This window comes from Microvirga guangxiensis, from assembly GCF_900102135.1.
In the GTDB taxonomy this organism is placed as follows: Bacteria; Pseudomonadota; Alphaproteobacteria; order Rhizobiales; family Beijerinckiaceae; genus Microvirga; species Microvirga guangxiensis.
In genome coordinates this window covers 13,189-26,974 of record NZ_FMVJ01000007.1, presented here as the reverse complement: position 1 = coordinate 26,974, position 13,786 = coordinate 13,189, and the positions used below count along the sequence as shown (strand labels likewise).

Sequence of the window (13,786 nt, the reverse complement as noted above, 5' to 3'; positions counted from 1 at the left end):
GGGCTTCCAACTCTCGAAGAGGGGAAAGCACAATGGATCATCCTTCCGCCACCGAACAGAAGCGCTCCCGCGCCGGCTTCGACCTGACGCCGCCCTCTGCCGAGCAGCTCCATGCCTTGGTGAACAACCTCGATGACGAGGAGCGCCGCGTCCTGCTGGAACATGGCACGGAACGGCCCTTCTGCGGCATCTTCAACGACGCTAAGGAGAAGGGTACCTATTGCTGCCGCCTGTGCGGCCTGCCCCTGTTCCATGCCGGCACCAAGTTCGAATCGGGAACCGGCTGGCCGAGCTTCTTCGACCCCATCGACCGCGATCACATCGCCTTCGTGCGGGACACCAGCTACGGCATGATCCGCACCGAGATCCGCTGCGCCCGCTGCGAAGGCCATCTCGGCCATGTCTTCCCGGACGGCCCTCCCCCGACCGGCGAGCGCTACTGCATGAACTCGGTTTCCATGCGCTTCGTGGCGGAAGGCGACCCCCTGCCGGATGAACTGGGACGCGGTGCGCCCGAAGGTGAAGTGGCGGGCTAAGCGATCATCGACGGGGTGCGGTCGGCCTTCAACATCAGCTTGGCCTCATCCGAATCCCGATCCATCTGCGCAATGAGCGTCTCGATCCCATCGAAGCGCTCTTCGCCGCGGATCCAGCCGACGAACTCCACATCGAGCGTCTTGCCGTAGAGGTCGCCTTTGAAATCGAACAGGTGCGTCTCCAGAAGCGGCGCGCCGTTGTCGAAGGTCGGGCGGCGGCCGAAGCTCGCGACGCCATCGACGGGGATGCCGTCAACCGCAGCGCGTACTGCATAGATGCCGTGCCGCAGGCGGCAATCGTCGGGCAGACGCATATTGGCGGTGGGATAACCAAGTTCGCGCCCGCGCTTGTCGCCGTGGCGCACTTCTGCGCGGACGAACCAGCGATAGCCGAGCAGTTTATTGGCGGCTGCGATGTCTCCCGCCTCGAGGGCCACGCGGATGGCGCTTGATGAGATGGGCTCGGCGCCTTCGACCACAGCCGGGGCGATAAGACACTTGAGACCGAACCTGTCACACAATTCGCGCATGCGTTCCGGATTGCCCTCGCGCCCGCGCCCGAAATGGAAATCGTGACCGATCACGACGCCGGAGAGTTCGAGGTCCTTCGCGAGAAGGCCGACGAAGGCTTCTGCGTCGAGAGCGGCCAGCGTTCGATCGAAACACCGCACGAAAGTGCCCGCAAGACCGAGGCGGGCAAATATCTCAAGCTTCACCGGCTCGGGCGTGATGCGGAACAGTGGCTTGTCCGGCTGGAAGAAACTGCGCGGGTGCGGCTCGAAGGTCAGAACGGCGGCGGGCTTGCCGGATTTGAGCGCCATGTCGATGAGATGGCGATGACCGCGATGGACGCCGTCGAAATTGCCGATGGCCGCAACTGCCCCCTTCATGTTCCCAGGCACAGGCTCACCGTCGCGGCAAACCGCGAACGATGACGGGACCTTGGGAAAGGGCTTGTCGGAGGGCATGAGCGGGTCTCTACCTCAACCGGCCGTAGGGTCAAGAGAGGCGGGTTACGCCTCCCAGGACAGCACGTCGGCAATGGCGGTCGGTGTCACGGGCTGGCGGTCGACCCAATCCTGCACATGATCGGAGACGAGATCGCCTTTATGCAGGCCAAGCTCTTCCGCGTGGATGCCGCGCGCGATCATGAGAGCATCGATTCCGAACCCGACTGCGCCTGCGATATCCGTGCGGATCGCGTCCCCCACCGCCAGCACCCGCTCCTTGGGGATGGTGTGGCCTACCAGCTCAGCCGCAACAGCGAGCGCCTTCTCATAGACCGGCACATGAGGCTTGCCCGCATAGAACACCTTGCCGCCCATTTCCTCGTAAGCGAGGGCAATCGTGCCCGCACAGGGCAGGATCATGTGGCCGCGCTCCACGATGAGATCGGGGTTGGCGCAGACCATCAGCAGGTCGCGGCGGCGCATGGCCTCCAGGCGTTCGCGATAGTTCTCGACAGTCTCGCGCTCATCGTCGTCGAAGCCCGAGCAGACCACGTAATCCGCCTCCTCGATGGAGCCGAAGCGCACATCGAGACCGTTATAGATGGGCATGTCCCGCGGCGGGCCGATATGGTTCACTACCTTGTCGATCCGCTCCTCGATGGCAAGCCGGGTCAGGTCGCCGGAGGTAACGATGGCGTCGTAGGCTGTGCGGGGAACCTTGAAGCCGTCGAGCTGCGTGCCTACCGAGGAGCCGGGGCGCGGCGCGTTGGACACGAGGACGACCCGCCCTCCCTTTTCGCGAAAGCGCGTCAGCGCATCGCCCGCCGCTTCATAAGCCTTCACACCGTTGTGCAGCACGCCCCAGACATCGCAAAGGATGAGGTCGTAGTTCTCGGCAAGCGGTTTCAGGCCCTCGACGAGAGCGGGACGGGAGGAGGCTGTCATAGGATCTCGCTAGAGCATTTTCGGCAAAGTGGATCCGGCTCGCCGCCCAAACATGCGGCAACCATCTCCGAGTATGGAACCGGGCGGGTAGGCCCTTGCGGTCCTTAAGTCAACCGGCCCGTTCAGCCAGCACGCCGCAGGAGAGGCTGAGCGTTCTTGGACGGAGCCTGAGGAGGCGCCGTTCCCAGCACCTCGGCTTTGACGGCGCGAGGCGCCGCAAAGACGAAGCCTTGCGCCAGGGGCACGCCGATTTCGGACAGAACCGGCACCGTCTCCTCGCGCTCCACATGCTCGGCCACGAGCCTGATGCCTTCGCGACGCAGGGCAGAGGCGAAATCGCGCACGCCCAGTTCCGGGCTCAGGTGGTGATGCTCGTCCTGCTCGGCAGCCACAAGAAGCTCGGCCGGCAGCTTCACGAAGCGCACGCCCAGATTGGCCAGCTCCCGGGCATCGAAGCGCAGGTCGATCGCCGTATCGAGGGAGAGCGGCACGCCCTTGTCGCGCAGGACGGACAAGGCTTCCTTTCCGTCAGCGTCGAGTTCGCGCCAGCATTCCTGCGGAAATTCGAGCACGACCTTTCCGAGCGTCTCGGGCGCGGCGTCCACAAGCCCCGTGAGCGACCAAAGGAAGCCAGGCTCGCGAACGGAATGGGGGGTCAGGTTCACGCCGACAATGGCCTCGCTGCCCTTGGTAATGAGGTGATAGGCCACCGCCATGGCGCGGTTGAGCACCCGTCGGTCGAATTCCGGCGCGCGGCCCAGACGCTCCAGTGCTCCGAGGAATTCCGATGGCCCGAGCAAGGTGCCATCCGCAAGGCGCAGGCGGGCCAGGGCCTCGTAGAAGCGGATCTTACGCTGAGGCAGGGAAACAATGGGCTGCAGATGCAGCTCGATGCTGTCGGACTCGAAGGCCTGCATGATCAAGCGCATGCGGCGGATTTCCTCCTCCGCCTTGCGGGGCGCAGGCTGCGGAGCGGGCCGGCTGGCACTGACAGCAGTCTGCGGCAGCATGACGGGAGCGACTTTTTCAGGCAAGGCATCGTCGGATTTCAGACGGCCTTTCAGCTCGGCCACGTCCCGGTTCTGGGTGGCGACGTTCTTCGCGAGCTCGCGCACGACGCCTCCCAGCAATCCAACCGTTCCCGTGACCTCGGCCATGGTGGTGCGCAGGGCGGGCGTAGTGGTCGGATTGGCCTGCAGAAGCTGCTCGAGCGCGACGAGCCGCTCGTTCACGGCGACCAGTTCATCCATCGCCAGCTGAGCGTTGGAGGATGCCTCGTCGGCCTTCCTCCAAGCCAGCACGAGACCTGCGGAGGCCGCAATGCCGAGGAAGATCACCAGGGGCATCACAGCGTCAGCCGGCAGAAAGCCGACGGCTGCGCCCGTCATGGCAAGGCTTGCAAGCGCAAGAGCGAACAATTTCGCCCTCAGTTCCTTATCGATGTGAACCCTATCGGTCACCATGGGTGCCCCCGCTCCCCTGGCTCGGCCAAATTAAGCGAATCAGTAATGTAATCTTGTTTTACAGACAGAGCCTCGGCCCACAAGCGCTGCGTTGCAACAATGGATAACTTTGCCCGCTCTCTGTTGCGGGAAATGCACAACATTGAAAGGACCTCTCGATGGAAGAACCCCGCAAGGACCTGCTGATGCAGGTGGACGGCATGACCTGCCAGGGCTGCGTGAACGCGGTCACCAAGGCGATTCAACGTCTTGACCCCAGCGCCCAGGTTGATGTCGATCTGGAACATGGCCGTGTCCACGTGGTCACCAAAGCGCAGAGCGTCGAAGTTGCCCGCGCTCTTGATGCGGCAGGCTATGAAGCTCATGGCATGACAGGCTGATGCGTGGCTTGCGCCACGCTCATGCCTACCGTCCAAAGTTCCTTTGCGGCATTCGAAAACGGCTGATAGGCTCCGCCCCGCCAAGTTTTCACCGGGGAATAAAATGACCGCTCAGTCTCGGGCCGCCAACGACATTTCATCACCGAACGATCTGGAAGCCTGGTGGCTTCCGTTCACGGCCAATCGCTCGTTCAAGCAACGGCCCCGCATGATCGCCCGCGCCAAGGGCATGTACTATTACACCCCCGACGGTAAGGAAGTGATCGACGGCGCGGCTGGCCTCTGGTGCTGTAATGCCGGCCACAATCGCGACGAGATCACGGCCGCCATCCAGGCGCAGGCTCAGGAACTCGATTACTCTCCCGCCTTCCAGTTCGGTCATGCCGGCGGTTTCGCCATTGCCTCGCGGCTTGCCCAGCTCGCGCCGGGCGACCTGAACCACGTGTTTTTCTGCAACTCCGGTTCCGAGGCGGTCGATACGGCTCTGAAGGTAGCCCTCGCCTATTGGAATGTGCGCGGTCAGGGCAGCAAGACCCGCCTGATCGGCCGCGAGCGCGGCTACCATGGTGTCGGCTTCGGCGGCATCTCGGTGGGCGGCATCGTGAAGAACCGCCAGTTCTTCGGCTCGCTTCTCGCGGGCGTCGATCACCTGCCCCATACCTATAACCGCGAGCAGCAGGCCTTCACCAAGGGCGAGCCTGAATGGGGCGCGCATCTGGCCGACGAGCTCGAGCGCATCGTGGCGTTGCACGACGCGTCCACCATCGCGGCGGTGATCGTCGAGCCGATGCCAGGCTCCACCGGCGTTCTGCCCGCGCCGAAGGGCTATCTCAAGCGCCTGCGCGAGATCTGCGACAAGCACAGCATCCTGCTCATTTTCGACGAGGTCATCACTGGTTTCGGCCGCCTCGGCACGGCGTTTGCAGCCGAGCGATACGGCGTCATCCCGGACATGATCACCTTCGCCAAGGGCGTGAACTCCGGCACGGTTCCCATGGGCGGTGTGCTCGTGCGCCAGGGCATCTACGATGCCTTCATGAATGGCCCGGAGAACATGATCGAGCTGTTCCACGGCTACACCTATTCCGGCCACCCGCTCGCCTGCGCCGCCGCTCTTGCCGCTCAGGACATCTACCGCGACGAGAAGCTGTTCGAGCGTGCCAAGACGCTCGAGCCGGTCTGGGCCGATGCGATCCACTCGCTGAAAGGCCTGCCGAACGTGCTCGATATCCGCAGCATCGGCCTCGTGGGCGCCATCGACCTCGCCTCGCGTCCGGACGCCGTCGGCGCCCGCGCCTTCGAGGCCATGGACCGCGCCTTCCACGACTTCGGGCTGATGATGCGCATTACCGGCGACACCATTGCCCTCTCCCCGCCCCTCGTCGTCACCGAAGACCAGATCGGCGAGATCGTTGACAAGCTCGGCAAGGTGATCAAGGCAGTCGCTTAAATCCCTATACTGCACACGTCATCCCGGGGCCGCGCAGCGGAACCCGGGATCGCGCTCAGGATAAGGCGCTATTCTCGTCGCACGATCCCGGATCTACGCTCCGCTTCGTCCGGGACGACGGCTGAATGTTGCCTATATGGCAACAACCCTTGCCCCTCTGGCGCGCACGGAGTAGGACCGCAGCACGCTTTTCTCACTTAAAACGGCTGCTTTTACACCATGTCCAAGGCCGACAAGATCAAAGCCCGCGCGCCGCGCGGCTTTGCCGACCGCAATCCCGCCGATCTCGCCGCTACCGAGCGCATGCTCGCGGCGATCCGCGAATCCTATGAACTTTACGGCTTTGAAGGCGTCGAGACGCCCTTCGTCGAGTACACCGACGCGCTCGGCAAGTTCCTACCCGATCAGGACCGTCCCAACGAGGGCGTTTTCTCGTTTCAGGACGACGACGAGCAGTGGCTGTCGCTGCGCTACGACCTGACCGCGCCGCTTGCCCGCTACGTAGCCGAGAACTTCGACGCGCTCCCCAAGCCCTATCGTAGCTATCGCGTAGGCTGGGTGTTCCGCAATGAGAAGCCGGGCCCGGGCCGTTTCCGCCAGTTCATGCAGTTCGACGCCGACACGGTGGGCGCTGCCTCCGTCGCGGCGGATGCGGAAATCTGCATGATGGCCGCCGACACGCTGGAGAAGCTCGGCCTCAAGCGCGGCGAGTTCATCATCAAGATCAACAACCGCAAGGTTCTCGACGGCGTGCTGGAGGCTATCGGTCTCGGCGGCGACGACAAGGCCGGCCAGCGCCTCACGGTGCTGCGCGCCATCGACAAACTCGACCGCCTCGGCCCTGAAGGCGTGAGCCAGCTGCTCGGTACGGGCCGCAAGGATGAGAGCGGCGACTTCACGAAAGGCGCGGATCTGTCACCCGAAGCCATTGAGCGTGTGCTTGCCTTCACGGCTGCCAAGGGCGCGGACAATGCGTCAACCGTCGAGAACCTGCGCAAGGTCGTCGGTTCCTCTGAGCGCGGCCTTGAGGGAGCAACCGAGCTGGCGGAGATCGCTTCTCTCGTCGCCGCTTCAGGGTATGAGGATCGAGTGATCATCGACCCGTCCGTCGTGCGCGGCCTCGAATACTACACCGGCCCAGTCTACGAAGCCGAGCTGACCTTCCAGGTTCAGGACGAGGACGGACGCCCCGTGCGCTTCGGCTCCGTCGGTGGCGGCGGGCGCTATGACGGCCTCGTGGGCCGCTTCCGCTCCGAGCCCGTGCCGGCCACCGGCTTCTCCATCGGCGTCTCGCGCCTGCTGTCGGCCCTGCAGATGGTGAAGAGCCCTATCGTGTCCGGCTCCCAGACACCCGGCCCGGTGGTGGTCCTGGTCATGGACAAGGACCAGATCGCCGCCTACCAGCGCATGGTCTCCACGCTCCGTCAGGCCGGTATCCGCTCTGAGCTTTATCTCGGCTCATCGGGGATGAAGGCTCAGATGAAGTATGCGGACCGCCGCCAGAGCCCCTGCGTGATCATCCAGGGCTCCAACGAGCGCGAGCGCGGCGAAGTCGAGATCAAGGACCTGATCGAAGGTGCGAAAGCCGCCGCCGCCATTTCCTCCAATGAGGAATGGAAAGCCGCCCGCCCCGCTCAGTTCTCCGTGGCCGAGGACAAGATCGTGGAGGCCGTCCGCGAGGTTCTGGCGCGGCATTTCGGCTGAGCCTCGAGCCCGCTGGAACCCCGGCGCTTTTCTCTGGGTTGTCTCCTGAAGCTTGACTATCAGGAGACAACTATGGCGAAGGCCAAGGACAAACAGAAGAAGAGCGACAAGAAGAGCACAGGCACGAAACTGGCGAAGAGCGCCAAGAAATCGGGCCTGATGGACCTCATCAACACGGATCTCGGCCGCGAAATTCTGGCAGACGCCTTGATCGCTGCCGCAGGCGCCGCTGCTGCTGCCCTCACCAGGACCCGCACCGCCAAGAAGGCCGGCGCCGCCGTGGCCGATGCCGGTTCGCAGGGTGTGGACCTGACCCAGACCGCCGCTGGCGCCGTTGCCGGCGTGGTGACGGAAGCTGCCCGCCACTTCCTGCCAGCCAGCCTCACCGGCGGAGCAAGCGAGGACGATGGGGCCGGCAAGAGCGAGGGCAAGAAGGTGAAATACGTTCACCGCTCCAGCGACCACAGCAAGCGCAAGACCTCCAAGGCCAAGGGCGATACCGCCCAGAAGAGATGAGCCTTTCCTACCTCGTCATCCCGGACGGCAGAGCCGATCCGGGAGCGTCGTCAGCATGAAGCGCCCTAGTCCTCGTGCGATCCCGGGTTCCGCTGAAGCGGCCCCGGGATGACCGCCTTCTTCCGCCAGCCTCTCCTCCGTTCACCCTTCCCGCTGAAAACGTTCGCCTTCCTGGCTTGGCATTGCTAGAGAGCATGCCGAACACAAGGATTTGGGCGAGGCCAGTGACGGAGACGGATGCTATTGTTGCGCTGATCGGGCTCTTCGAGCGCGAGGGCTATGCGCGTGTCGAACCGCAGGTTCTGCAGCCGGCGGACGTGTTCATCGACCTTTCGGGCGAGGACATCCGGCGGCGCATGTTCGTGACGCAGGATGCCTCAGGTACGGAATTGTGCCTGCGGCCCGAATACACCATTCCCGTCTGCCTTCAGCATCTGAGCTCTCACGGCGCCCGCCCCTCGGGCTATACCTATGGCGGCCCTGTCTTCCGCATGCGCCCTGGCGAGAGCGGCGAATTTCTCCAGGCGGGCCTTGAATCCATCGGCAGGACGGATGCCGCCGCAGCCGACGCGGAAATTCTTGGCCTTGCTCTCGAAGGCCTGCAGGCGATTGGCAGCCCTGCCACGAGCGTGAAGCTCGGCGACATGGGGCTCCTTCATGCCCTCATCGATGGCCTGGGCGTCGCTCCCGCAGCCAAGCGCCGCGTCATCCGCGCCATCGTCTCCGGCCAGGGACTTGTCAGCCTCTCCGAGACGGACGGTCCCGGGGCCCAGGAACATGCAGGCCTTCTCGCAGCCATCGAAGGTCAGGCGCCACAGGCGGCAAAAGCCTTCGTGGAAGACATTCTCTCGATTGCAGGCATCGCGACCGTGGGCGGCCGCAGCGCCGGCGAGATCGCCGAGCGCTTCCTCGCGCGCGCCGCCAACCGGACCGGCCTTTCCGACGAGGCCCGGCAGGTTCTGGAGCGCTATCTCACCATTTCCGGCGACCCTGACCAGGCGGCGGATGCCGTTCGCCTGCTTGCCAGGGATGCGGGGCTCGACCTTAGCGCGGCCATCGGCCTGTTCGAGGAGCGCACCGGCTTCATGGCGGCGTGCGGGCTCGATGTGAGCGCGTTCTCGTTTGCCGCCACCTTCGCCCGCAATCTCGACTATTATACGGGCTTCATCTTCGAGGTGCAGGACCCGCGCCGCAGCGATGGCAAGCCCATCGTGGGCGGCGGTCGCTATGACCGATTGCTGGAGCACCTGGGAGCCGAAAGCCCGATCCCGGCGGTGGGCTGCTCCTTCTGGCTCGACCGCATCGTGGGGAGACCCTGATGACCGATTCCCCTCTCATCCTGGCGGTGCCCTCCAAGGGCCGCCTGCAGGAGAACGCGGCCGCTTTCTTCGCCCGCGCCGGTCTCGTCTTCTCCCAATCGCGCGGCGCGCGCGATTATCGCGGCACTCTGAAAGGTGTGCCCGATGTGGAGGTGGCGTTTCTGTCGGCTTCCGAAATCGTGAACCAGCTCGCCACGGGCGCGGCGCATCTCGGCATCACCGGCGAGGACCTGATCCGCGAGCAGATCGCCGATGCGGACCAGGCGGTTGAAATCCTCACCCCGCTCGGCTTCGGCAACGCCAATGTGGTGGTCGCCGTGCCCCAGGCCTGGATCGACGTGCGCAATATGGCCGATCTCGATGAGGTCGCCGCCGATCTTCGCGCCCGGCATGGCCGCAAGATGCGCGTCGCCACGAAATACGTGAACCTCACCCGCCGCTTCTTTGCCGAGAAAGGCATCGCCGATTATCGCATCGTCGAGAGCCTGGGCGCGACAGAAGGCGCGCCGGGAGCGGGCTCGGCAGAGCTGATCGTGGACATCACCACAACCGGTGCCACCCTCGCCGCCAATGCTCTGAAGATCCTCGATGACGGCGTGATGCTGCGCTCAGAGGCCAATCTCGTGGCTTCGGCCCGCGCGCCGTGGTCCGAGCGGGCCCGCGCGGCTGCAACCGCCGTTCTGACCCGCATCGCAGCGGAGGAAGAAGCGCGGGAAAGCCGCGAGATCCGGGCCTCCCTCGATCCGGCCAAGGGACAGGCCCTCACTGCCCTTGCCCGGGATTTCGGCGCTGTCCAGCCCTTCGGCAATGCACTCGGCCGGGAGGTGGTGCTCCATTGCCCGGCCTCCGCGATGTTCGATATCGTGGCCGCCCTGCAGGGGATCGGCGCGCAGGACATCACCGTGCGCACCTTCGATTACCTGTTCCGTCCGACCAATGCCCTCACTGAGAGGCTTCTGAAGCGGATCGGGTGAGCCCTGCAGGCAAACCCTCCCAGGAACACAGAGTGCCGAAGCGGACACCCACAACAGCACAGCAACTGATGCAACAACTCGCCGCCGATCCCGAGTGGGTCGCCCGCCATGCCCAAATGGAGCAACTGCGGGCCGCGACTAGCGAGGATCTACGCCATGATGAGGCCCCGCTGATCGCAGCCCTGCATAAAGCCGGTGTGAACGTGAATTCGGTATGGGACTTGGTGAATATGCCTGCTCCCTACCCATTTGCGCTTCCTGTGCTTGCCGCCCACCTGGATCGCCCATACGCACCCCGCAATCTCGAAGGCATCGCCCGCGCGCTCGCCGTTAAAGAGGCTCGGGCCTTTGCATGGGAGAAGGTTTGGGAACTTGTAACCAACCGGTGGCCCGAACTGGCCGAAGACTTTCGAGCTGGGTTGATGACTGCGCTCAGCGGCATGGCGACGGCGGACGATCTGCCAAAGATGATTTCTCTTATCACTGATCGCCGATACGGCCCCTCGCGCGTCTTGATCGTCAGCAATCTCACGCGCTCCCGCCGAAAGGAGGCACGGCAAGCCCTCCTCGATCTAAAGACCGACCCCGATCTTCAGAAGGAAATTGCCTACCGGTTGAAAACTTCTATATAGCTTCTTCTGTCTCGGTTGCTCACTTTAAGGTGATTATAGACCGCTGTCGGGACTAAAATCACGCGGGCGTTGCTTCCTCAGTCAAGGCCTCTTATGTTTCCGGCGTTTCTACGATGAAGAGGTTTCGATGAGCGCCTTTCGACTTGCAGCACTTCTGGCGGCCTTCGCTACCACCGCTTCCGTGGCCTATGCCCAATCGGCGGCAACTTACGGCCGGCCTGCCGGCCCGACCCGACAGGTGGACACCAAGGTTCCCCAGCCGGGCGCGCAGGGCAAGATCTTCCCTCTCGGGTCGTCCTGGGTGGCGGTGAGCCTGAACGGCAAGCCCTTCGGCGGCATCGAGCGCCCGAGCTTCAAGCTCGACGACCAGCTCCGCGCAACCGGCTTCTCCGGCTGCAACACCTATTCCACCACGGCCTACCCGCTTCGTGAGCAGGGCCTCGCGGTCGCTCCCTTCGCCTTGACGAAGAAGACCTGCGACAAGGCCACCATGGCGACAGAGCAGGCCTTCCTGATGGCGCTGCGCACCTCCGGCAAGTGGGATATCCAGGGCCGCAACCTGATCATCAAGAGCCAGAACGGCGAGCTTCTCTTCGAGCGCTCGCTGTAAGAGTGGACTTGCTCATGCAAAAGGCCGGCATCGCTGCCGGCCTTTTTGTTTTTGCTGCATCGTCATCCCGGACGGCCTCAGCCGATCCGGGATCGTTCGCAGAATAGAGCCTCACTCTCGACATGCGGTCCCCGGGATGACGCAGTGGTTACTGGTTACTCAGCCGGTTGCGGCTGCATCATGTCCACAGGGGTCGAGAGACCGTTCTCGGCGCGCTTCAGGTCGATGCGCCGGTCGTGATAGCCGATCAGCGTCGAACGGTGACCGATGGAGACCACGGTCGTCTGGGGCAGCTCCCGCTTGATCACTTCGTAGATCTCGGCCTCGGTCGGCTCATCGAGGGCCGCCGTCGCCTCGTCCAGGAACAGCCAATCGGGCTTGGCGAGAAGCGCGCGCGCAACGGCGAGACGCTGCTGCTCGCCGAGCGATAGAGTCTGGCCCCAGGCACGCTCCTCATCGAGCCTATCGGCAATCTGCGGGAGCTTTGCGGCGCGCAGGGCAGCGGCCAGCTCGGCATCGCTATAGGTGTCGCCGTGGGAGGGATAAGCCACGGCCTCGCGCAGGGTGCCGATGGGGATGTAGGGCCTTTGCGGCAGCAGCATCATGCTCTGGCCCTGCGGCACCAGCACCTCGCCCTCGCCGAACGGCCAGATTCCCGCGATGGCCCGGAACAGGGTCGACTTGCCGGAGCCTGAGGGGCCGGTCATCAGCGTGCGTTCGCCCGGGCGGAAGGCAAGTCCGTCCGCATGCATGAGCGTGCGGCCATCCGGCAGGCCGACATTGAGATTCTTGAGGCGCAGTTCACGGCTGGCGGACTGCGTGATCGCCAGCTTGCTCTCACCGCCCACGCGCTGCGCGGAAGCAATGGCCCCCTCGAAGGTCGTGAGACGGTCGAGCACCGCCTTATAGTCGGCAAGCGTGGTGTAGATCTGAATGAAGTAGGTGAGCGCCGATTCCACCCGGGAGAATGCACCTACGACCTGCTGCATCTGTCCAAGGGTGATCTTGCCGATGAAGTAGTAGGGAGCGGTGAGGATGTAGGGCACCACCACGTTGGCCTGGAAGTAGGCGGCGGTGAAGCTGTTGAGCTTGATGAGTCGGACCACGATCCGCATGTAGTTGTCGACGATCTGGCCGAAGCGGCGGGACAATCCCTCCTTCTCGGCTGTCTCGCCAGAGAGAAGCGCCACCTGCTCCGTATATTCACGCAAGCGCGCCAGCGAGAAGCGGTAGTTCGCCTCCACTCTCTCCTGCTCGAAGTTGAGCGGGATCAAGGGACGCCCGATGAGATGCGTAACCCATGTGCCGAGAATGGCATAGCCTGCGCAGACCCAGACCAGGAGGCCCGGCACTTCATAGCTCGTTCCCGGGAATGTGAAACCCGCCGAGATGGTCCAGAGGATCGCGACGAAGGACACGAGCGTCGCAGCCTGGTTCATCAAGCCGATGGAGAGGGAATAGGTGCTCTCCACGAACTTGCGCAGATCTTCCGAGATACGCTGGTCGGGGTTGTCGGCTCCGCGGCCCATGAGCTGCATCCGGTAATGCGCCCCATTGTCCAGCCATTCGCCGACATAATACGTGTTGAGGAACGCGCGCCAGCGAATGGTCAGCACGTTCTGGAGCAGCACTTCCGTCAATGCGATGGCGACGAACACACCTGCAAGCGGCGTGAAGATGACGAAGAGCTGATACCAGAAGGCCGCCGCATCCTTGGCTTCGAGCGCATTGAACATGTCGCGAGAGAAGAAGCTGAGGCGAACGTTGAGGGCCACCTGCGCAAGATTGATCGCGATGAGGACAGCGATCATCCACGTGCCGATGGTTCCCTCACGTGCCCGCACGAGACCGATGAACGGAATGCGGATGACGCTGTCGGCTTGAGAGTCGAGGTAGCGATCCGTGATGCGGCACACGGTTTGGATAACGCGCACATGGGACAAGCCGTAGATGAGGGCGCCGAAAGCCGTTGCGCCAAGAGCGGCGGAAGGCGGTGGAACATAACCCGTGTAATCGCCGGTGATCGCCCCCAGGACAGCTCCGAGAATGAGCAGGACCAGAACCACATGCGTCGCAGCCAGCATCACCAGAAAGATGCGCAGGAACTTCGGAATGTCCCTGCCGATCACCAGGATTCCAGCCAAGGCCAGGGTTGAGAGCGGCAGGTAGAACGGAACCTCGAGCGCTCCCGAAAGAGACGCGGCCAAAACGCCCAAACCGATGAGTGCCAGCGCAATGCTCGCCTTGATCATTCTTGTCTCCTGACGGGGAACCCCTCTAGGGCTCCATAGGAACATAGAGCAGCCC

The 13,786-nt window shown here is 63.8% G+C and carries 13 protein-coding genes; 9 read left to right on the top strand and 4 right to left on the bottom strand.

Annotated elements, in window-relative coordinates:
- The first annotated feature begins 32 nt into the window (after positions 1–32).
- The gene (gene msrB, locus BLP10_RS13055; protein ID WP_091135172.1) at positions 33–536 is read left to right on the top strand and encodes a peptide-methionine (R)-S-oxide reductase MsrB; all 504 of its coding nucleotides are present in this window, start codon (positions 33–35) and stop codon (positions 534–536) included.
- Here msrB and BLP10_RS13050 read toward each other — a convergent pair.
- From BLP10_RS13050 to BLP10_RS13040, 3 genes are all read right to left on the bottom strand, one after another.
- On the bottom strand, positions 533–1,504 hold the full coding sequence (locus BLP10_RS13050; RefSeq protein WP_091135170.1) for a bifunctional riboflavin kinase/FAD synthetase: 972 nt from the start codon (positions 1,502–1,504) through the stop codon (positions 533–535). The genes msrB and BLP10_RS13050 overlap by 4 nt on opposite strands.
- A 45-nt stretch (positions 1,505–1,549) precedes the next feature.
- Entirely contained in the window at positions 1,550–2,431 is an 882-nt protein-coding gene (locus BLP10_RS13045; protein WP_091135168.1) for a TIGR01459 family HAD-type hydrolase, read from the bottom strand.
- A 122-nt stretch (positions 2,432–2,553) separates the two neighbouring features.
- Positions 2,554–3,894: an EAL domain-containing protein gene (locus BLP10_RS13040; RefSeq protein ID WP_091135166.1), complete on the bottom strand. Its 1,341-nt coding sequence runs from the start codon at positions 3,892–3,894 to the stop codon at positions 2,554–2,556.
- Between the two features lie 158 nt (positions 3,895–4,052).
- Here BLP10_RS13040 and BLP10_RS13035 point away from each other — a divergent pair, with 158 nt between their 5' ends.
- The 8 genes from BLP10_RS13035 (at position 4,053) to BLP10_RS13000 (ending at position 11,479) form a co-directional block, all read left to right on the top strand.
- Positions 4,053–4,274 carry a heavy-metal-associated domain-containing protein gene (locus BLP10_RS13035; RefSeq protein ID WP_091135164.1) on the top strand — a complete coding sequence of 74 codons (222 nt, stop codon included), beginning with the start codon at positions 4,053–4,055 and terminating at the stop codon, positions 4,272–4,274.
- A gap of 103 nt (positions 4,275–4,377) precedes the next feature.
- A complete protein-coding gene (gene aptA / locus BLP10_RS13030; RefSeq protein WP_091135162.1) occupies positions 4,378–5,724 on the top strand; it encodes an omega-aminotransferase AptA in 1,347 nt (448 codons plus the stop codon).
- A 219-nt stretch (positions 5,725–5,943) separates the two neighbouring features.
- Positions 5,944–7,428, top strand: coding sequence for a histidine--tRNA ligase (gene hisS / locus BLP10_RS13025; RefSeq protein ID WP_091135159.1), 1,485 nt, complete (start codon positions 5,944–5,946; stop codon positions 7,426–7,428).
- Between the two features lie 72 nt (positions 7,429–7,500).
- Positions 7,501–7,944, top strand: coding sequence for a hypothetical protein (locus tag BLP10_RS13020; protein ID WP_091135157.1), 444 nt, complete (start codon positions 7,501–7,503; stop codon positions 7,942–7,944).
- Positions 7,945–8,138: 194 nt separating this feature from the next.
- A complete protein-coding gene (locus BLP10_RS13015; protein WP_091135155.1) occupies positions 8,139–9,263 on the top strand; it encodes an ATP phosphoribosyltransferase regulatory subunit in 1,125 nt (374 codons plus the stop codon).
- Positions 9,263–10,237 carry an ATP phosphoribosyltransferase gene (hisG, locus tag BLP10_RS13010; RefSeq protein WP_091135153.1) on the top strand — a complete coding sequence of 325 codons (975 nt, stop codon included), beginning with the start codon at positions 9,263–9,265 and terminating at the stop codon, positions 10,235–10,237. The genes BLP10_RS13015 and hisG overlap by 1 nt, the downstream gene beginning before the upstream one ends.
- A 68-nt stretch (positions 10,238–10,305) precedes the next feature.
- Positions 10,306–10,869, top strand: coding sequence for a hypothetical protein (locus tag BLP10_RS13005; RefSeq protein WP_091135151.1), 564 nt, complete (start codon positions 10,306–10,308; stop codon positions 10,867–10,869).
- Between the two features lie 127 nt (positions 10,870–10,996).
- Positions 10,997–11,479 (top strand): META domain-containing protein, encoded by a 483-nt coding sequence (locus BLP10_RS13000; protein ID WP_091135149.1) that lies wholly within the window; start codon positions 10,997–10,999, stop codon positions 11,477–11,479.
- 155 nt (positions 11,480–11,634) lie between these two features.
- Here the strand turns inward: BLP10_RS13000 and BLP10_RS12995 are convergent, their stop codons facing one another.
- Complete coding sequence (locus BLP10_RS12995) at positions 11,635–13,731, bottom strand: ABC transporter ATP-binding protein/permease (RefSeq protein WP_091135147.1); 2,097 nt, start codon at positions 13,729–13,731, stop codon at positions 11,635–11,637.
- Positions 13,732–13,786: the final 55 nt, after the last annotated feature.